We start from the raw sequence: 21,591 nt of genomic DNA, 5'->3' as shown, positions 1-21,591 counted from the left end.
AGTTACACAATCTATTGATTTATAAAGATAATTTTTTATTTCTCATATTGAAGGAAAGCTGTAAATATCATAAGATCTTCTTATTTCGACTTCTTTTATAATGAATCAATCAAAACCATGTTTTTTGTATGTTACAGGCGGGATGAGCGTCTGTAGGTAAAAAAATAAAGCAAGGATATGCCTCTTATGAAACGTCTCAAGTGAGAGCTATCACAAATTGAAGGTAGGTACAGTGTGTAATGGTGCCGGCTTGCTTCTTCACAAGCGTAAAGATGATGTGCGCTGTCGCGCAGTTGTTGTGGGGGGGGGCCTGCTATTATTATTCACGGGCGTTGTTGCAAAGTGGTTTTGGGTGCTTTAGAGATGTTTTTTAAGAAAACCCGTGAATGGCAATCCAAGTATATTCCGTTTGGGACATTTTGTTTTAGGTGAGGGGGAGTGAGACCAAAAAGACATGTGATAAAGTAAGAGCATGAGGCAATAGGTAATTTCCGTTATTTTAAAGATATTGCTTTAGATGTCTTTGAAAGGCGTAAAGCTGAATTAAAAGGAAATGGCAAAGATGAAAAATGGTGTTTACCTTAAAATTTCATATTCTTCCCAAATTAGGCTGTTTTCCTGTTTTAAGAGATTATACAAACAGAGATGCGCAATATTCTTGCCTCCATTTGGCATATAAAAGCTATAACAGCTGAGAGAAGTACTAAACTGTCTTAACATTTTTTTCAAATATACTGCTGCGGTAAGTTTGGATGTTGATTTATAGACAATACTAAACGCACACGCTCTCTTAAGAAGACAATGTCATAAAACACATAACTTTCCAGCAATAGATTAGAGAGAAGTGCCGGTTTTTTATCAGACACTTTGCAAAACAACAACCATAACACAATTAGCTTTACGTCTACTTATCCTTACAGGTGTTTGCACAAATTCTTTGCATCATATTTATAAAGATCAAATTGACGATAATATATGGACAATTCGTGGTTCGATAATATGAAAGGTTTACGTGATACTACAAAAATTTCGTGTCCTTTTATCATCAGAGGCAATAAAAATGCTAGAACAAGCGCGTTTGCTATTTTGCAATATTCTTTTTTCTGCAATCGGTTGTGGTTTTTTTGAAGCAAATTATACGGCTCAATATGTAATGTGTAAGAAAACCATTCTGATTGATTGAAAATAAGAGGGCTTGAGATGAAGGAATGTTTGAGGGGAGCATTAAACAAACGAAAGATGAATTATCATTATAAATTAAGAGATTATTATGATTAGCTTCAATTTAATAAACCAATTTCACGCATTTTCATTAAAATTGTGTGATTAATTTTACCTGTTACAGGAAGATCAAATATTTTTTGAAACTGTTTTAAGGCTTCTATCGTCTTTTGATCTTCTATTCCTGTGACAATAACCTCCTCATTCCCAAAAATATGTAAAGCTTTTTGCACTTGTATAATATCTTCAACAGAAGGCTCTAAAATAGCTTCTTTTAAGTGTGTCATATTTTTTGTATTGTTTGTTTCTATTTCGCTTTGCTTAATTAATATCGCGATTTCATCTGCTGCGGGATTAGATAGAACATTCTTTTGCATTCTCTGAGCAGTTTGCTGTTTCCATAAAGTGATGGCTCGGCGTGTTTTAGGTCCTTCCAGTCCATCTAATGGTCCATCATAAAGTCCTAATTTTGCTAGTTCTTTTTGCTTTTCCAGCATGCTTGCTGATTGAGAGGGTAAAGGTGAATTTGTGTACTTATGACTTTGAGAATGTACAGAAGTTACACGGGAGAGTTTTTGTGATTTTTCTTCTTTTTCCGATAAAGTAGAGCTCTTACCTATACTTTGAACAGAGGAAAATTTCATTTGAGTTAAAATATTTTGATGCGTTGTCATTTGCGAAAATAAAGCATTAAATGAAATAAATAAAAAACTAATGCTAAAAAGAAAAGATCCAACAAAAAATAAAGTATTTTTTCGTGTATAGAAATAAATAGTTTTTGCACTCCAAAAAATAAAATGAAAAATTATAAGAAGAAGTGTTATAACAATACTACTATAGTATTTACGGTGTTTTACAGTTTTTTTTCGGTAGGTCTTTCGTTTTGTTGCCATTACTTTTTTTTCAGTTGCGTTTATTTTTTACAAAGAAACAAATATAAATTAGGAAATGAATATGAATCAGTTTTTACTTCCAGCCAGAGAGAAGTGCATTGACATTATTGATTTTTCCTTTCAAACTCCTAGAATGAGCAGCTTCATTATATCAATTTATAAGTTGATAAATCAACAAGAGTTCTTATCAACGTTTATTCATTTTATTTTATACAAATCTTTAATGTGTATAAAGAGAGCACCAAATGATTAGCATTCAAGATCATTTTGGTGTTTGCAAACTACATTATCACATATAATTATCTAAACAATAATGCCACGTTATTCTTCATTTTGGGGCATATGTTTGCCTATTATTTAAAATAAAATTGAAAATATTTGCCTATAACGCTAAAAAGATGACAATCATTATCTATTCTTTATAATTTACATATAGATGGTTACTTATCCATAAACGGTTTGGTAATAATAATTATCTCTTAATATTATTATATTTTGGTATAAATTCCTTCTATTAAATAATTTTCATAAGTATTAATTAAATTGATCTTTACAATGTTATAGAAAAAACTGGCTTGAGATGTAATCATAAGAGATGCAATTGTTTTTTGATGTTTTTATCGACAGGTTGACCATTTTCATAACATTTCAGTAAAAATTTTATAGATAATATAAATATTTTATCGACACTAGAGTCAGAATAACAGAGTTTACTCTTTTTAGCCTTTTCAACTAAGCTAAGATGGTGGACTATTATTTAAAATAATTATGTACACAACATGATTATCTTTCTCATTTTTTATCATAGTATGTTCATTAACATGATCAGCTTGTAAGTGTATAATTTTGATGTTATTTTTTTACTGAATAGACAATGTATCCCATTTTATACAGCGGAATTGTGCCATATTTATAAAAAAGCCAATGATATAGATCCAATACATGAATACTCAATTTTATAAAAAACACATTTTATAAATTGTTTATAAAGCAACAGTGTATAAAATGCTCCTTTTATTGTATTTACCACTGCGGTACATTGATTGTCCATGATACGTTTTTTAATCAAATTATCATTTTTTTTATTTTTTATTTTTGTCATTATTTCATTTTTTGTAGCAGATCCAAGCAGTAACCATTCTTCTAGCCCCCAAAATAATGAGACAACAACGAGCGATGTGATTATTGCTTTTAAGGAAGCCTTAAATGACTTAGGCGCATTTTGTGACCGTAATATAAAAACCTGCAAATTAGGAAAATCCTTTTTAAGTTCACTTGGCGAGCGCGCATATTACGGTGCAAGAGCTGCTTATGAATATTTAGGGAACATATTAGGAAAAAAAATGATATCAGAGACTTCCCCTAATGTTTCTTACAAAATCGAAATACAAGAGTTCTTACAAAACCATGCAATGTTATCTTGAAATAAGGATTTTTAACGTTCTTCGTGTTATTTATGTTAGGAAGAATAAATATTTATTTTTTATAAGTGTATTCAAGAATGATTATTCAAACGAAACAGGACTAAAATAATGGCGGAAACAATCGGTAATATTATAGAGAACTTTTCGCTTTTGGATAATTGGGAAGATCGTTATCGTTATGTCATCGAGCTTGGCTATGAATTGCCACCTTTTCCAGAAAGCGCTCGAAATGATGCTCACAAAGTTCCTGGTTGTGTTAGCCAAGTGTGGCTTTTATCTTCACGTAATAACTCAAAAGATCCAATATTGACGTTTCAAGGTGATTCCGATGCTCATATTGTGCGTGGACTCATTTACATACTTCTTGCTTTTTATTCAGGCAAAAAAGCTTCTGAAATTCGCAATTCTGATGCTCAAGAGCTCTTTGAAAAACTTGGTTTAAATGAAAATCTTACACCACAACGATCAAATGGTTTGAAATCAATGATTAAACGGATTCGTAACGAAAGCTATATGTAATCCCCTTGGTAGAAATTGCTATATATACAAAAGCTTCACACAAAACATGTATACTAAAATCAACTTTATACACGAAACCATTTTTTCGCAAAATAAGATTATTTAGTTTTTTTCCGTTTGCTTTTGCGTCCAAGCCCCATTTCTTTGGCCAAAGCCGATCGTGTTTTTGCATAATTAGGCGCCACCATAGGATAAGAACTATCTAACTGCCATTTTTCACGATATTCTTCTGGCAACATTCCATAATGTGTCATGAGATGACGCTTTAGAGATTTAAACTTCTTTCCATCTTCAAGGCAAATGAGATAATCAGGAAATACTGAACGCTTCGGATTAACGGCAGGCCTTTGTTTTTCAACTTCGACTTCTGTTAACTCTAGATTCCCTGCTTTACGAAAAGCAGCATGGACATCAGCAATTAAACTTGGCACTTCAGTCGGTCGAATAGAATTATTACTCACGTAGGCAGCAACAATATCAGCAACCAATGTAATAACTAAATTGCTTTCAGTCTCTAAGACTGCACGATGTTCCATTCTTGTTTCCTTTAATTTAAAATTGAGTAATTCAAAATCGAGATATAGTGCATATACTCATGATATAAAGATCTCATGCACATGAGTTTCATATTGTACAAAAATCTTTTTTGTCAATTCAATTATTCTATAAAATTGCCAAAACACAAAAAAATCAAATAAATACCCATTTTTTGTCATAATATACAATAAGAAAAACGAAATTATTACATGCTAAAATATATTTTTATCCTATAACATATCATACATAATATATAATACATCACAAATATAAAAAAATATATGATAAAATTTATTTATTTTTTTTGAGAACGTAAAAATAAAATTACTAATTATAAAAATATAATATATAAATTATTATATTTTATTTTGAATAATTATATTTTAGTAAGTTTATTTTTAATAAGTTTTAAATTTGTTTTTATTGTTTATATTTATAAAATTTAATAATAAAAAACATGATATATTATAAAAATGACATAATAGTATTATTTTTAATATAAAACTACTCATTAAAAGGAGATAGGATATTTTTATTTTTTATACAGTAATAATAATATTTTAGATATATTTATTCCTCTCTGTAAAATTATGCGATTATACTGTTTCAAAAAAAATCAATTCTTTTTCTAATAGTTTAATTGTTTTACCAGTCACTTTCATTATAAAAGTGGTGTTATATCCCTAGAAAACAATAGCTGTGATATGTAATGAACAGAAAGGTATTAGTTTTAAAAATTATCATGGTGCTATTTTTGCAAGTGAATAGAACTTATAGATTTTTACACTTGCATCAATCATTGTGATTCTAACATATAAACGAAGCTATTAACATATTTTAATATAGGATTGTGTATGACTCGCACTTTTGCAATTCCTCCCAAAGCATCTAGAATCACTCATAAGGAAATATATCATGGTATTTTTCGTGATGATCCCTATCATTGGCTACGTGCGTCTAACTGGCAAGATGTTTTTAAAGATCCTAACTGTCTTGATCCCAATATTCGACATTATCTTGAAAAAGAAAATGCTTATCAATCAGCTCAAATGGCTGATACAAAACCATTACGAGATTTGCTTTTTACCGAAATGAAAAACAGGATCCAAGAGAATGATAGTTCTGTTCCTATAAAACATGGTCCTTTTGCTTACGGATTCTCTTATGTTACCGGAGGCCAACAACCACATTATTTTCGGACACCAAGGAATGGCGGAGAAAAAAACGTGTACCTTAATGGTGATGTCTTGGCAGAAGGCAAAGAATATTTTAAATTTGGTTCAGTTCAAGAATCTCCTGACCATACACATGTGGTATGGACCTATGATGACAAAGGATCAGAGTTCTATACAGCTAAAATTCGTAATTTTGAGACATTGTCTGACTGTACGGACACAATTACTGATACATCTGGTCAAATTGTATGGGATGCTAGGTCTGAAGGTTTTTTCTATACTAAGATGGATAAAAACCACCGACCTTCAGAGCTCTATTATCACCAATTAAACACAGATCAATCACAAGATAAGCTTATTTTTCGTGAAGACAATCCAGGTTTTTTCTTAGATGTAAGCGGTTCTAAGCTTAATGATGTTATTTATATTAATATTCATGATCATGAAACATCCGAGATCTGGTTAATTCCTGCTGAGGCGCCTTTTACTGTTCCCCAATGTGTACGGAAACGACAAAAAGGTATTGAATATTCACTTACAGAGGGTGGTGATGTCTTTTATATTCTAACCAATTTAGATAATGCAAAAGATTTCAAAATTATGGTAGCGCCATATACATCTCCACAATCAGAAAATTGGTCTGAGTTTATCCCACATCAGCTTGGGTGCCTAATATTATCCCACGATGCTTATCAAGATTTTCTTGTCTGGATCGAACGTTTTGAGGGGCTTCCACGTATAAAAGTAATGGAACGTACCACTAAACAAGTTAATTCCATCGCTTTTACTGAAGAGGCTTATTCTTTAGGTCTGCAAGGAGTTGCTGAATATAACAGTCCAACTATTCGTTTTTCCTATTCGTCTATGACAACACCTGATCAAGTGTTTGATTATGAGATGAAAAATTGTAAACGAATGCTTTTAAAAACGCAAATAATTCCCTCTGGGCATAATAAAGATGCATATGTAACACGACGTATTACAGCAATAGCAGACGATGGTGAGAAGATTCCTATTTCACTTTTTTACCACAAAAACACTCCCCTTGATGGTGGTGCGCCTTGTCTGCTTTACGGCTATGGTGCTTATGGGATTTCTATTCCTGCCAGTTTCAATAGTAATGTACTTTCTCTAGTGAACAGAGGTTTTATTTATGCCATTGCTCATATTCGCGGAGGAAAAGAAAAGGGAGTAGAATGGTATGAGAAAGGAAAACATCTCTTTAAGCACAATACATTTACAGATTTTATTGCTTGTGGGCGTTATCTTGTAAACAATAAATTTACTTCTCACGACCGGCTGATTGCTCATGGTGGTTCAGCAGGGGGGATGTTGATGGGAGCTATTGCCAATATAGCTCCACAGGATTTTGCTGGGATCGTAGCGAATGTGCCTTTTGTTGATGTTTTAGCGACAATGTTAGATGCTTCATTGCCACTCACACCTCCAGAATGGGCCGAATGGGGGAATCCTCTTGAATCAGAAGAAGATTATAAGCTTATTGCTTCCTATTCCCCTTACGATAATGTCAAAGCTCAAAACTATCCCCCTATACTTGTGATGGCAGGATTAACAGATCCTCGTGTAACTTACTGGGAGCCTGCAAAATGGGTGGCAAAATTACGAGACCTAAAAACAGACGATAATGCAGTTTTATTACGTATTAATATGGATTCAGGGCACGCTGGTGCAGCTGGACGTTTTTCAAAGCTAGAAGAAGTTGCCTATATCTATGCATATATTCTAAAGATAGCAGGAAAAGACTTTTGCTAATCCATAATATCTCTGTATGAAAGTCTCCGATAATTTATTGGATTATAGAGACTTTCATACACTAAAAAATTATTGAGACAGTTTAAAATTCACATTCTTCATAAAGTTTCAAAACATAGTCCCAATTAATTAAATGGTCTACAAAGGATTCGAGGTACTTCGGTCGAGCATTGCGGTAATCAATGTAATAGGAATGTTCCCACACATCAACACCCAAAATAGGGCAAGCGTTGTGCACTAAGGGATTTTCACCATTAGGCGTTTTCATAATTTCAAGCTTGCCATCTTTAACAGCAACCCACGCCCATCCAGAACCAAATTGGGCACTAGCAGCAGCAATAAAATCAGCGCGGAATTTGTCGTAACCACCTAGATCAGCGTCAATAGCTTTTGCTAACTTTTCAGGAAGTTTTTGGCCACCACCATTTTTTTTCATCCAAAGCCAAAAGTGGTTATGATTGTAATATTGCGCTGCATTATTAAACAAACCAATATTTTTTCCAAAACTTTTTTTAACAATATCTTCAAGGCTTTCATTTTCTAAGCCTAACTCTTTCACAAAATTATTGGTGTTGGTAAGATAAGCGAGGTGATGCTTATCATGATGATATTCAAGCGTTTCGCGTGACATATAAGGCGAAAGGGCATCGTAATCATAAGGCAATGGGGGCAATTCAAAAGCCATTTAAAAATCTCCTCGATTCTAATTGTTAAGCTTATTTCATAAGCCTAATTTGCCATTTACCGCATTTAAAAGCAAATGTTGAATACCTAGTTTGTATGAAATTAGTTTTAATGTCTGTCTTTTTGTAAAAGAAGCTTTTAGGAAGTGTATATTCATCAATCAAAAAGGGTATTGGTCTACATAAAGATTGCTTCTGAAGATTTTTTTACATCTATGAGTGGGTAATAAATATCATTATCTTTTGAATAAAAAGTAAATGGAAATAGCGATTATTCCTTGTTTTGGTATCTCTATTTTTTCAAATACCATATAAAATGTTTTTAATTTTTGCAAAACTTTTCCAGTTTATTGGTGTATCATAATGTTTTCAACAGAATATTAAGTGTTATTTTTAGGAAATATTTTTCAATGTGCTTGATTTCATTTTATGGTGCTACCCATGAATAATATAATGTAAAAATTAGTGGACATTACCATCTTTATGCTTAATGCAAGAGCACAGCAGCACTATCACACACTTACCGGTTGCCAATGTGGTGACAGCTTTTTTCTTAAATTGAGCAAGATGAGATTTTAATATATCAAGAAAAGTAAATCATATGCAAATTTATTAGATACATGAGTAAACTGCAAGATTTTCATTTTCTGTTCCTAGAAAATCAATACAAAGAGTAAAATAATTGATGGATAAATGGTTCCTACTTATATTAAAATCACAACTGTATATCAGTTTCTGCTACGAATTTGTATCGATGGCAATGCCATACAAAACTCAGAAATTTATGATAAAAAAGTAAAGTCTTTGATTTTCAGATATTGCGTCCAATCACAGGAATCGCTATAAGGTGCAAGAGTCGCTATAAAGCGTGTTTTTTTGGGGTATAGCCAAGCGGTAAGGCACCGGTTTTTGGTACCGGCATTCCCTGGTTCGAATCCAGGTACCCCAGCCAATTCTAGTGGAATTAGTTAATCAAAGTTCAGCTTGAGAGTGGCCCCCCTTAACCTCTGTTGCTATTCATAGCAAGTCTGGTAAGTTGAAAAGCACCTATTTGTAGCGGGGCAGCTCTAAATATGGTAAAGTTTTCTTTTACTATAGCTATCGCTCAAAAAGCTCTTTTAAAAGATTCTTTTTTATAAGAGGCGAGGGGTAAATGATTTATGCGCACTTGCTTTAGAAAAACTATTTGGCTGGATTTTGCGCTCTATAGCAACACCAGCGTGCAATTTTTCGCATTCCACCATCTTCATTACGTCGTACAGCATAACAATAACGCTGATCAGGAAATATATTTCGTTGCATATCGCGTACAATATGAGCAGTATGGCCATAGGGTGCTACACAATCAATAAACCATACGTATTTTCCATTCTGCCAATTGGCATCAGGTAAAAATTCTCCCTTATCAAGCATAGATTGATGATTTTTCTCATCTAAAAAAGCCCAAGTGATAAAGGCACAAAATTCTCCACGTTCATTTTTATAGAGCTTGTATTGCCCAGTCTGTAAAGCTGGTCCTAAATTTCGTTCGATATCCCAGATTCGCCAGCGGCGGTATAAGGGAGATGTGAGCATTAAAACAACCATGGCACCCAAAGCCGTAAGAGGGTCTATGAATGATGGTGATGAATTTTCATTTACAGACATTATCTTTCCTTTAGAGATTGTTCTAAAACTTTGGTAATAGGTTCAAAGAAATAGGAAATGAGACGCCGTTTTGAGGTAATGACATCCGTTGCCACAGTCATGCCAGGGATAAATTTAAGATGTTTGTTATTCAAAGTGATGTGATCTTGGTCAATTTTTATTAAAACAGCATAGACACCATTAATTTCTTTATTATAGCGCGCTGTAGCGCCTACATTAACGACGGTACCGTGGATAACACCGAAACGTTCAGGTGGAAAGGCAGAAAACTTGATGTAAGCACGTTGGCCCTTTTCTAAAAAACCAATATCTCGATTATCAAAAAACGCTTCAACAATGAGACCGCCCGCATCAGGGACAATACGCATGAGCGTTTTACCAGCTTCTACAAAGCCGCCCAAAGTATGGATACTTAAATCATCGATACGTCCATCAACAGGTGCATAAAGTGATAAGTGGTCAAGATGGTATTGAGTGCTATCAAGCTTTGCTTTTAATCCTTGAAGATTCAGTTCTGTTTCACGCGAAAGTTGCCGATAGCGGGCAATTTCATCGGAAATGAGACTTTTCCGTTGTTGGCGTAGGGTGTTTATTTCGGCGGCATTTTCTTCCAAACGTCTTTGATTGGTTAAAATTTCATGCTCGACATTTTTAAAATCATGTAAACGCTCTAAATAAACGGCTTGGCTAATGACTTTTGTTTCCATCAGGCTTTTTGCAGCCTTTAATTTTCCTTGGCTTAATTGACGATCATCTTCCAACCTATCTAATTGCGCATGTTGTGTTGCACCGCTGCGCTCGACGCGGTCCGCTTGTGCTTTTAGCGCTCTTAATTTATCTTGGAGAGATTGAAGGGCAGCGCTAATGAGTTTTTCCCCTTCTATTCTTGCAGTCGTGTTGCCAGAAGGAGGAGCTGGCAGATAGGCAAGCCCTTTGGTTACAAAATCTTTATCCAAAGGATCACTTTCATGCAAAGCTGTTAAAATAGCTGTTGCAATTTGTGCTTGAAGGGTTTGTTGCGCGATATCTGCTTGAACACGTGCGCACTCATTGAGGGCTTCACGGGGATCTAATTGAATAAGGAGATCCCCTTGATGAACAAATTGCCCTTCTTTTACAAGAATTTTCTCAATGCGTCCTGTATTTTGCGCTTGGACCAGCTGAACGTAAGCGGTGGGAATAACACTTCCTTGCCCCCGTGCAACAATCTCTGTTTTTGCGATAAAGCTGCCGATCACAATAAAGAGAAATAAGGTGACCAAAACAGCAACCACCATATGAAGCGTTGGTGACAAAGGGCGCAAATAGGGAGCTTTATCTGCCATTTTTTGCCTCCAAATCAGTACAGTTTAAGACGGTTGCATGCTGAGGGAAGAGATCACTTTTGTGGGTAATAACAAGAACAATACGTTCTTGCGAAAGTTTATATAAATGCTCAACAATTTGTGCACTGACAGTATCATCCAATGCGGAAGTAGGTTCATCCAAAATAAGCAGGCTTGGGTTTATCAGAAAGAAACAAGCCAAAGCCAAGCGTTGGCGCTGACCACCTGATAAAAAACCACCTTGCTCTCCTACTTGAGTATTGAGTCCTAGAGGCAACTGAGCAATCAAATCATGGCAAGAACTAACATATAGTGCAGAGTCGATTTCATCTTTAGTGGCATCTGGTTTTGCAAGAAGCATATTCTCAAGAATGGTTCCGGAAAAAAGGCAAGGATTTTGGGGAAAATACGCGATTGTTTCACGCACGCTACGGACATCAAAATTCTGTAAAGGTTGTGCGTTAATCAATATCTTCCCGCTTGTTGGGGGGTAGAGTCCACAAAGGAGCTTCGCCAAGGTTGTTTTCCCGCACCCTGAAGGACCAAGTAACATAATCGGTTGCCCAGGTTGTAAACAGATATCAAGATGATTGATAATGGACTTATCTCCATAAGAAAAACAGAGATCGTTGGCTTCAAGATGAGGAGGAGCGCTGAGTTGAAGAGGCGGCTTTTCTTCTTCCCATTCTGAAGGAGAGTTAAGAATATCACCCAAACGAAGACGAGAGATTTTCAAATGCTGCCATTCTTCCCATAGGGATGCAAGGCTTAAGATAGGACCAGAAACATTTCCAGCGAGGAGATGAAAGGCAATAAGTTGCCCTAGCGTAATCTGGTTTTGAAGAACTGCCTGAGCACCAAAAAAGATAATAAAAATAGTGAAAAGATCACCAAAAATATGACTCATGGCTCCATTGAGAAGATGCAATTTACTGGTCGTAAGGCTTTGATCTAAACTGCGGGCTAAAGTTTCTTGCATGCGTATTGTATGGGCTGGCTCCTTTACATGCGCTTTTATGGCTTCAAGATTGGTAAAACTTTCAATTAGGCGCGATTGATGGGCAGCTTGCAGAGTGAAAGCACGGCGTAATTGGCGGCGCAAGAAGGGACCGACCAACGCTAAAGAGCCCATTTGTAAAGGTAAAATAATAAGGACAATAAAGGTAAGTTTTGGACTAATGGAAAAGAGTGCTGCAAGATAAATAATGGCAAAGAGAACATTCAGTACGGTTGTGGCAATGGTTCCTGTTAAAAAACCACGAATTGTATCAACTTCTCCGATTCGCGTGAACAGTTCCCCCACTTGCCAACGGCGTAAAGTGGGCAAGGAGAGGCTTAACACATGGGTGTAAACGCGCTGTCCAAATTCTAATGTAAGCCGATTGGCTAAATAGGCACCTAAGTAACCTGAAAGAGCGCTAAGAGCAGTGCTAAACAGCATGATAGCAACCATCAAGACAACGATAGCATAGAGACTTTCAATACGCTGAAAAGGAAGAATGCGGTCGATAATCGCTTGAAAAATAAAAGGATTCACCAAGCCCAGCAACCGCAAAACAACAGCAACGCAACTGAGTTCGATGACATAATAAATATATTTCTTTGTTGTTCTTGTAAACCAAGAGAACGATACTAGCTTTTCTTGTGAGTGATTCATTTGAATTTATGATTTTGTTTAAGAGAAAGAGCGATTGATGTCGCATATTTAAACAGTATTGTAAATAGTATTATATTTATACAAAATATACATTTTGTCTGAATATAATATAAACATAATGTATTTATTGTTTATACAGTATTTTTATTGTTATTTATACAAATTATATTTTACATTTGCTAAAATGAATAATAATGAAATTCTCGCTGCATCGTTGTGATACAGTTATTTTAATAATATAAGGAGAATTTGTATGTTTGGTTGGCTTAGTGGTTGGTCTAATACTGGTTGGTCTCATAGTTTGTCTAATGCTTGGTCTAATATTTCATCAATTAATTTTTCAAGCAGTGGATCACGACCTGGGTGTACTGTCGGCGATTATCTCTCTACAGCAAATTCATACGGAGTGGTGGGAAGAGATATAGGACAAACTGGTGGAGTATTTGTAGGCGGTGTAGTCGGAGGTTTTTCATCAGGCCCATCGGGTATGATTTTAGGTGCAGGAACCGGTGGAGGAATCGGTGCAGGTCTTGGCTATGGGGTAGGAGCAGGTATAGGTTTAAATGCTCAGTATAACGCGTGCTATTATTAATTATAATATTTTAATAAGTTTTTAAATTGTTAATGATGTTGTAGATATATTTTAGTGAATATATCTACAAACATTTGTAACTAAAATATATTATTAGTAATAATTTAAATTATAATTATATTAAGTTGGAAATTTGTACATTATGTATATTTTAAATATTATTAATGAATTATTTTTATTAGTTTGCTTTTTAATTATATTTATATATTTATTTGAATTGTATTATAAATCTAAGGGATGTAATGAAAAAAACATTAAAATAAAATCATTAATAAGAATAATTTCATTTTTTATATTATTCTTTATACTATTTTCCCTAGTTCAAGTTTTATATTAATACAATTTAATTAAATATATTTATTTATTTTATATAATTTTAAGTGGAATTTATTATGGGTGATATTTTATTTAATATTAAAAATGCATTACTTGCAACAAATATATTTCTATTTTTAAGCATATTTTCCTCTAAATTAAAATTCCCTACTTGGAAAAAGTCTATTAAATTAGGATTTATTATAATTATCATATACTTTACAATATATTTTGGACTTTATTATTTTATAAACTAATATCATATAAAATATCTATGTATTTTATATTTTTATTGTCGATTATTGTAGTTGGTATGGTTAATGTGGACAGATTTTAGTAATTTTGTTGTAAATATGTTATTTTCAATAATAAGTGTAGTTACAATTATATATTATTTATTATTACTAAATAAATATAAAAATTATAATAAAAAAGAATACAAAAAAAATATATTATTGTTAGTGATAGGTTTAATTTTTGTAATTGTTTTTATAATAATTTTTATGAATATATACTATAAATTTAATTTATTTAATAGCATATTAAATGTATAAAATAAATTATAAAATTAATTTTATATCTCAATAATAAATAGTAAAACCTTATTTTTTATTATTAAGATATATTTGTTATAATAATTGCATAGTTATTATTTTTATATACTATTAATCTTAAAAAAATGTTTACTGATTACAGTGAGACAGTGTCTTTAATAAATATCAAGCATTATCATCAAGAGTTCTGTTTTTTATTTCCTATTTTTGAATCTTTTTAATTATTTCAAGCATGGGTTATTCTGAGATTATTGTCTTTTGTATAAGCATTGTCAGTTTATAGTTTTTGAAAAGTGATTGTTTGCTTATGTATCATGATTTATTGAAAAATAAGAAATTTTTATGAAATAAAGTGCCTTATCTCTCTTGATTTTTATCCATCATCTTGAGAAAGAGGGAGAGAAGCGATTTCTGTATCAAGTGCATCCATAAAATTGATAATAAAAGCAGCATTCGTTCCCAAATCTCTTGGTAAATAACGAGAAGCAGAACGCATATCAACAAAAGTTGTATCTCCTTCATCAGTTAAACGAATGACAATGTCTGAAATGAAACCAAGGTAAAAAGTTTTAGCTCTCGTTTCAATATACAGTTCATTCTCTTCACCTTTAAACTTTCTTTGAGCCACAACAGGGCAATCATAGGCTGCTAAAACATTGAGAACAGATTCGCGAATACGATCAGGTGAACCATCATAACGGCGCCCAGACATTTCTGGCCATTGTGACATCTGTAATGTTGCTTGTTCAGTCAAAACAATTTTGAGCGGTAAAGCAATGAACAAGCTTGTAGGCATAATTATGTGTCTACAAACTTGACAGGAAGGTTTAGGTGCATAATTCTACAAAATTATATATTTAATTTGGATTTTTTTTATGAATGAGCTTATTAGTATTATTGTAGAATTATTATTTTCTATAGGTGCTTTAGTTATATTTTTCTATACATTGTTTTCATATTATAAATCTAAAGGTTATAGTAAAAAAGAAATTTGGAAAAAAATTTTGTTAAGAATATTTTTGTTCGTTATATTATTTTTTATAACATTTTTTATTTATATACGTTATTTCTATGAACAATGATTATTCATTATTAATTTATAATTATAGATTAATTTGGAAATTTTATTTGTTATCTATATTTTTAATATATTTTATGAATTGTTTTTTGCATTTTTTTGTTTAAGTATATTTATTTAAATTGTATTATGTATATAAAGTATTTAATGAAAAAAAATAATTAAATAATAATAAATTATTTTTTTATATTATTTTAATTTATTAATTTTTGTATGAATTAATATATGTTAATGTTTATTGTTTTTATATATATTTAATTTGGATTTTTTTATGAGTGATATTATTCGTATTATTGCAGAATTATTATCTTATACATGTGCTTTATTTATATTTTTCTATGCAATGTTTTTACGGTATAAATTTAAAGGTTATAGTAACAAAGAAATTGTGAAAAAAATGTTATTAAGCACATTTTTGTTCATTATATTTATTATATTACTTTCTATAACATTTTTTATTTGTATACGTTATTTATATGAAAAATGATTATTTATTATCTTTATATAATAATGTTTTTGATATTTTATTTTCAGTATTTGTTTTTATATTTTCATTTTTATTAATTTATAGATACAGTGGTGACAGTTGGAAAAATAGTATAAAGGAAGCGATTAAGACATTTGGGTGGTTCTTTTTGTTATTTTTGGCGTTTTGTTTTATTTATGTTGCGTTTAAATATATTAGATATTAGTATTTATATTTAAATTATTTTTGATAAAAAATTATTTTCATTTAAATAAGTTTCTATTATTTGTAATAATATATATTTTTTTATTATTATGAAATTTCTTTATAAAATTGAAATAATCATTTATTGTAAAATACAGATGAATTTATGTGTATTTTATTGTTTATTTTTTTCTGTAACTATATTACATATGCATCATATTTTATGATAAATATATTTCATCTTTCTTGATGAAGATATATTTTTCTATTTTCATTGGAAAAATAAGCCTGTAAGAAATGCTTAATTTCCTTATTAGAGAAGTCTTCTTTCCTACTTTTATGATGAGATTTCTGAGCATAAAAAATATATGTAAAATCAATTATAGTATTTAAGTTTAGAATTTGAATTCAAATATTTTATCTATATGTCACGCGCTAAAAAGAGTCTATAAGTTGCTTTTGGGTGTTTAAAGAACTTGTCAGTAATGCTTATGGCCGTCGAAAGACGATAAATGTTTTGTGCGTTTCTGCACGTCTCAAAATTTATTTTTGAAATAAGCTAATTTAGTAAATGTAACTTATTATACTTCTAACCTCTACTCATTATCTTCAGAAAGAGGAAGTGAGGCGATTTCTGTATCAAGTGCATCCATAAAATCGATAATAAAAGCAGCATTTGTCCCCAAATCTCTTGGCAAATAACGAGAAGCAGAACGCATATCAACAAAAGTGGTATCCCCTTCATCAGTTAAGCGTATCACGATATCCGAAATAAACCCAAGGTAAAAAGTTTTAGCTCTCGTTTCAATATAAAGCGCATTTTCTTCACCTTTAAACTCTCGTTGAGCCACAACAGGCCAATCATAGGCTGCTAAAACATTGAGAACAGATTCGCGAATACGATCAGGTGAACCATCATAACGGCGCCCCGACATTTCTGGCCATTGTGACATCTGTAATGTTGCTTGTTCAGTCAAAACACTTTTGAGCGGTAAAGCATCGCTGGGACGTATTGTGCGAAAAAAAGCCGGTGGTCTTTGTGTATCGGTAGAAACGTCGTAAAGAGCCGGTAAGGTAAACCAAAGTCCAAAAAAGAGCATCAATGGTGTCGCAGTTATGAGTGAATAAACGATCCCTTTTAAAGCTTTCATTCCCCCTAGGGCTCCATAGACCCACAAACTATGAAGTGCTTTAAGAGCGAGAAAAAGAGAAATAATCACACAGCAAGTAGAGATTCCTATCAAGATTATGAAGTCGCTTACGTTAAGTACGGAAAAACGTTGTAAGATGACCGAAAATAATAAAATAAAGAAGGCTAAACCACCAAATCGAGGGGACCATACTGCTGCTCTTGAAATTAACCGAACATATCTCTTCTTCATGAAGTTTTTCCCCTCAATTGTAAACTATAAGCCAAGTTTTTTCAGAGTGCCTATCTTACAAAAAGCTTATGCTCATAAAACAAAAATAAAGCACTTATTTTTGAGGTCAAGGATGCGTAATGTCTTATAAGTTTCCAGTGGTTATTTTAGCACTTCATTGAAGGTAATCAGTATTTCTTCTATAGTTTATCATGTTATTGATGCGAACTTTATGGGAATGTTTGTAAATAAAAGAAGTAAACTCAAATAACAAGTTTTACGGTTGTTAGCAGCATATTTTTTAGAACTTTACTCTTGATTTTTCTCTTCTGATTGCGGGGAGTTTTTTCTGTCAGATAATGCGTATCAAATAGGATATGATGATGTGCAATAGAGATTTCATTCTACCTCAATAAAAAATTGAGGGATCTACAATCAGACAAATCTGAATTCGAATATTCAATTAATAGAGAAAAAAGATAACCATTTTGATAGGCTTCATGTATTTTGTATAGAAAGTAAGGTGTTGTACAAATGAGAGGTTAGTCGGTTTTTATTCATAAAATATACGGCAGGTCGCAGATGAAAGGAAAGCTTCACTTTCTTTTTTCGCAAGGGAAGAAGGGACAAAAGTACGTAAAATAACAAACCCTTCATTCAAATTTTTAGCAACCAAAACTGAATTGGTATTTTTTTTAGGTTTTGATTTTTTGAGTTCTATGATTTGTATTGGTTTTCCAATGATAAGATCAAGTGTCGCATCAGGGGCTGTTCGGTCATTAAGGCTATAGAAAATAATTCCGTCGTGTGTGTAGGCTGCTAGTGACCAAAATTGTTGTGTTTTCAAAGCTTTTAAATGAACAGGTCCATTTTCAAGGTTAAATCTGCAGACTTTAAGAAGAAAGAGTGGATCAGCAGATTGCTGAATAGGATTATTGGGCGTAAAATCGACAAATTGATAAGAGGTTCCAGATTTTTTTAGTGCTGTCCATATATTATCTTGTGCCCAATAGGGGATCAGAAAGAGAACGCAAATATGAACGATAATAGCGCCAATGATTGCAAGAAGTGCGGTATAAATAAATCTAGTCACAATTTATTTGTCCTGATGGGATTTGTTCTATTGATGGCATTGTAAGCTTTTGTAATGCCGTTGCAGAGATGATTGAGGTATCGTATAAGGTAAGAATAAGCCCGAATTCTTTTTGACTAACTGTTGCAAGCCAATTGCCGGCTTGCGGTGTGGGTGAAATATTGATGCGCAATGAGCCATCATGCTCATAGATAATATTGTCAGTGTGGAGTTCAAAAGGTATTTCTTTGGATGAAGTATAGGGTTTTAGGGATTTGTCAGCTGTATAAAGGGTAAAAAGACGGGTTTCAGGGATGGTGCCTTTGAGTAAATAATGACAGTGGGGGTGGAGTGGACGCCCTTGGTTATCTTGCCAAATCTGGAATTGAATACCTTCAGTTCGTCCGAGTGAAACAATGCCTTGTTTAGCGGTGCGGGCGCGGGTATAAGGATCCATATTGGCGGTTCCCATTTGGGAATAAGCACTCCATTTTCCAATTCTAAAGAGTCCAAAATGAGGAAAGGAATTGAGCACATAATCGACACTCAGTGTTCCACATAAAATGGAAAAAGCGAAGATAAAAAAGAAAATGGTGATATTAAAAAACATCAGTGAATATCTTGAATTCAAAATGTTGAATCTCCAGTTGTTTTCATCTTCAAAGAAATTGCAGATGGTTTTTTCAGATCTTTGTTAATCAATCGCACGATATTTAATGTTTCAGGAGAAAGCGTAGAGGGTATTGGGGAAGGAACTTCAGAATCTACACGGGAAGAAAGTACTGGAGGCTGATAAGGAAGGAGAGAATCTTTAACACCATAGAGCTGTTTGAGCATAATATTTTGATGCGCAGCAAGCATGATACGATGCCATATCATGGCAGGAACGCCACCCCCAAAAGCACGATTCATCGGTGAAAAATTATCATTTCCCATCCATACCGCTCCCGTATAATTTCCCGTAAAGCCAACAAACCAAGCATCACGATAAGATTGTGATGTTCCAGTTTTCCCAGCGACAAGAGTCATGGGCAACGCAGCACGCTTACCAGATCCTCGTGTTGTGACACCCACCATCATTTGATTCATATAAGCTGCTGATTGTTCACTCAGAACTCGGTGTAGTTTTTTTCCGTTATGTTCGAAATCCCACACAACACGACCATCAATTGTTTTGATTTGCGTAAACCCATGACGATTACCCGCTATTCCTCCATTGGCAAAGACATTAAAGCCTGTAGCTTGATCCATGGGGGTCATGTTGGAAGTGCCAAGAACCATCGTTTTGTGTGATAAAATATGCGCGTTAATCCCCATATTTTTAATGAGATCTATGATAGGTTGGGTATCGCGGTTAAGATATTGGTAGGTGAGATAAACAGGGACTGTATTAATGGAAAAGGCTAAAGCTGTTGCTAAGTCAATTTTTCCCAGATAACGACCAGAATTATTTTTGGGTGTCCAACCTCCCCAATTGATGGGAGCATCTAGAACGATTGTTGAGGGTGATAATCCATGTTCCATTGCGGCTGCATAAACATAAGGTTTGAATGAAGAACCAGGTTGTCGACCGCCCTGTGTTGCTCTGTTAAATTGGCTCTTTTTGTAATCTAGTCCTCCAACAATTGCACATACCGCACCGTTATTATCGAGTATAACGGTGGCTGCTTGTGTTACACGATATTGTTGACCATATTGATGTAAATGATATGCAATTGATTCTTCTGCTGCTTTTTGAATATTCGGATCAAGGGTCGATTGAATAATTAAACTATGGCTTGGAAGTTGATTACGCATTTTTTTGACTTCCTCGAATGCCCAATCAAGAAAATAATCTGGCTGATTATTTTCTCTTTGGGGAAGTGCCTTAGCAGGGTGGCGATGCGCATTGATAATTTGGCTCTTCGTCATAAAGCCACTATTAACAAGATTAGAAAGGACGATATTGGCACGTGTTTGAGCTGCAAAGAGATGACTATGAGGAGCATATTTTGTTGGAGCTTTAAAGAGTCCTGCTAACATAGCAGATTCACTTAAAGAGACATGACGTATGTTTTTTCCAAAATAAAATTTTGCCGCTGCGGCAATACCAAAATTGTTTCCTCCCATATAGGCTCGGTCAAGGTAAAGTTGTAAAATCTGCTTTTTGCTAAAATTTGCTTCTAGCCAAAGAGCAAGATAAGCTTCTTTGATTTTACGTGTTATGGTTCTTTCGTTTGTTAAAAATAAATTTTTAGCCAATTGTTGTGTGAGAGTTGAACCACCTTGCACCACACCTTTAGCTTGCATATTTTGTGAAATTGCCCGTGTAAGTCCTTGAAAATCAATGCCCCAATGATCAAAAAAACGACGGTCTTCTGTAGCGAGAACCGCTTTAATGACAGTGTCAGGCATTTCTTCAACGGGGACAGAGATTGCCGGCAGTGCACCACGGTGCCCAATGGAATTTCCATAGCGATCTAGAAAAAGAATGGAAAAGTTTTTAGGAGAAGACCAATCTGTTTTGGTCAGTTCAAAAACAGAAATGCCCAAAATAGTGAAAAGAGTAAATCCCATCAACCCTAATGTCAGTATTTCATCGAGAACTTCAACGATAAAACGTTTCCATCCTTGAAGATGAAAATTTTGTGAGATGATTTTTGCCTTTTTCCAGAAAAAACTGTTAGCAGAACGAATGTGATAAAACGCTGTGTCTAATCGTGCGTCTAATTCAATGAGAGCAGGACTATGAAATGGCTTACGGTGTTGCCCTTTCTTTTTTTTAAAAAAATCAAACATTTAAAGAGAGCCTATGGCAAAGCAATACAACCAAACAAATCTACAATAATTATATGGAGTAGAAGTATTTTTTTTCTATAGTTCTAACAGAGAAAGAATTTGTTTTAGAATTATTCATTTTTTGTAAGATAGTATATTAATATTTTATTATTTTATTGAATAAATTTTATTCTCATTATTAAAAATATTTTTTTGATTTTTTAAAAATTTGGAGTAATGTTAATATGTTCTTCTGTAAGATAGAGGATAAATTGTTTCCATTTGTGATTTTTTAATCGACCAAAAAAAACCATTATTTCTTTTATCCTTTATCAAGG

At 33.3% G+C, this 21,591-nt stretch carries 14 protein-coding genes, 1 tRNA gene and 1 pseudogene; 5 read left to right on the top strand and 11 right to left on the bottom strand.

All coding sequences use genetic code 11. From position 1 onward, the window contains the following. Window positions 1-1,280 precede the first annotated feature (1,280 nt). The gene (locus tag ACFING_RS01925) at window positions 1,281-2,114 is read right to left on the bottom strand and encodes a peptidoglycan-binding domain-containing protein (RefSeq protein ID WP_375629484.1); all 834 of its coding nucleotides are present in this window, start codon (window positions 2,112-2,114) and stop codon (window positions 1,281-1,283) included. 1,049 nt (window positions 2,115-3,163) lie between these two features. Between ACFING_RS01925 and ACFING_RS01920 the strand changes: the two genes are divergently transcribed. Together ACFING_RS01920 and ACFING_RS01915 are read left to right on the top strand one after the other, a co-directional pair. After that, window positions 3,164-3,538: a DUF5330 domain-containing protein gene (locus ACFING_RS01920; RefSeq protein WP_375620668.1), complete on the top strand. Its 375-nt coding sequence runs from the start codon at window positions 3,164-3,166 to the stop codon at window positions 3,536-3,538. A gap of 108 nt (window positions 3,539-3,646) precedes the next feature. After that, the gene (locus ACFING_RS01915) at window positions 3,647-4,057 is read left to right on the top strand and encodes a SufE family protein (RefSeq protein ID WP_375611146.1); all 411 of its coding nucleotides are present in this window, start codon (window positions 3,647-3,649) and stop codon (window positions 4,055-4,057) included. 98 nt (window positions 4,058-4,155) lie between these two features. Here the strand turns inward: ACFING_RS01915 and ACFING_RS01910 are convergent, their stop codons facing one another. Continuing rightward, window positions 4,156-4,593 (bottom strand): MucR family transcriptional regulator, encoded by a 438-nt coding sequence (locus ACFING_RS01910; protein WP_012754848.1) that lies wholly within the window; start codon window positions 4,591-4,593, stop codon window positions 4,156-4,158. An 855-nt stretch (window positions 4,594-5,448) separates the two neighbouring features. Here ACFING_RS01910 and ACFING_RS01905 point away from each other — a divergent pair. Next, complete coding sequence (locus ACFING_RS01905) at window positions 5,449-7,542, top strand: S9 family peptidase (RefSeq protein WP_375620669.1); 2,094 nt, start codon at window positions 5,449-5,451, stop codon at window positions 7,540-7,542. A gap of 82 nt (window positions 7,543-7,624) precedes the next feature. Here ACFING_RS01905 and ACFING_RS01900 read toward each other — a convergent pair whose 3' ends face one another. Then, entirely contained in the window at window positions 7,625-8,227 is a 603-nt protein-coding gene (locus tag ACFING_RS01900) for a superoxide dismutase (RefSeq protein WP_375620670.1), read from the bottom strand. Between the two features lie 875 nt (window positions 8,228-9,102). Between ACFING_RS01900 and ACFING_RS01895 the strand changes: the two genes are divergently transcribed. Beyond that, window positions 9,103-9,177 (top strand) — tRNA-Gln (locus ACFING_RS01895). Between the two features lie 230 nt (window positions 9,178-9,407). Here the strand turns inward: ACFING_RS01895 and ACFING_RS01890 are convergent. From ACFING_RS01890 to ACFING_RS01880, 3 genes are read right to left on the bottom strand one after another with little or no spacing between them, the layout of a single operon-like run. Continuing rightward, window positions 9,408-9,872 carry a toxin-activating lysine-acyltransferase gene (locus tag ACFING_RS01890; protein WP_375629481.1) on the bottom strand — a complete coding sequence of 155 codons (465 nt, stop codon included), beginning with the start codon at window positions 9,870-9,872 and terminating at the stop codon, window positions 9,408-9,410. Continuing rightward, entirely contained in the window at window positions 9,872-11,197 is a 1,326-nt protein-coding gene (locus ACFING_RS01885) for an HlyD family type I secretion periplasmic adaptor subunit (RefSeq protein ID WP_375629478.1), read from the bottom strand. The genes ACFING_RS01890 and ACFING_RS01885 overlap by 1 nt, the downstream gene beginning before the upstream one ends. Beyond that, on the bottom strand, window positions 11,187-12,854 hold the full coding sequence (locus ACFING_RS01880; protein WP_375629474.1) for a peptidase domain-containing ABC transporter: 1,668 nt from the start codon (window positions 12,852-12,854) through the stop codon (window positions 11,187-11,189). Before ACFING_RS01880 ends, ACFING_RS01885 begins: the two co-directional genes overlap by 11 nt. A 253-nt stretch (window positions 12,855-13,107) precedes the next feature. On the opposite strand from ACFING_RS01880, the gene ACFING_RS01875 reads away from it, so the two are divergent. Beyond that, window positions 13,108-13,446, top strand: a complete 339-nt coding sequence (locus ACFING_RS01875) for a hypothetical protein (protein ID WP_375629471.1) — start codon at window positions 13,108-13,110, stop codon at window positions 13,444-13,446. A 1,242-nt stretch (window positions 13,447-14,688) separates the two neighbouring features. Here ACFING_RS01875 and ACFING_RS01870 read toward each other — a convergent pair. The 5 genes and pseudogenes from ACFING_RS01870 to ACFING_RS01850 form a co-directional block, all read right to left on the bottom strand. Next, window positions 14,689-15,090 (bottom strand): annotated as a pseudogene (locus tag ACFING_RS01870) (DUF1499 domain-containing protein); the annotation flags it as partial. 1,569 nt (window positions 15,091-16,659) lie between these two features. Then, window positions 16,660-17,445 carry a DUF1499 domain-containing protein gene (locus ACFING_RS01865; protein ID WP_375629468.1) on the bottom strand — a complete coding sequence of 262 codons (786 nt, stop codon included), beginning with the start codon at window positions 17,443-17,445 and terminating at the stop codon, window positions 16,660-16,662. A 532-nt stretch (window positions 17,446-17,977) separates the two neighbouring features. Further along, window positions 17,978-18,517, bottom strand: a complete 540-nt coding sequence (locus ACFING_RS01860) for a hypothetical protein (RefSeq protein WP_375629465.1) — start codon at window positions 18,515-18,517, stop codon at window positions 17,978-17,980. After that, a complete protein-coding gene (locus ACFING_RS01855) occupies window positions 18,510-19,106 on the bottom strand; it encodes a DUF1214 domain-containing protein (protein ID WP_375629462.1) in 597 nt (198 codons plus the stop codon). Before ACFING_RS01855 ends, ACFING_RS01860 begins: the two co-directional genes overlap by 8 nt. A gap of 17 nt (window positions 19,107-19,123) precedes the next feature. Then, window positions 19,124-21,274: a transglycosylase domain-containing protein gene (locus ACFING_RS01850; RefSeq protein ID WP_375629459.1), complete on the bottom strand. Its 2,151-nt coding sequence runs from the start codon at window positions 21,272-21,274 to the stop codon at window positions 19,124-19,126. Window positions 21,275-21,591 lie beyond the last annotated feature (317 nt).

The organism is Bartonella sp. AP150HLJHH, from assembly GCF_042196385.1.
In the GTDB taxonomy this organism is placed as follows: Bacteria; Pseudomonadota; Alphaproteobacteria; order Rhizobiales; family Rhizobiaceae; genus Bartonella.
This window is presented reverse-complemented; position numbering and strand designations above follow the sequence as displayed.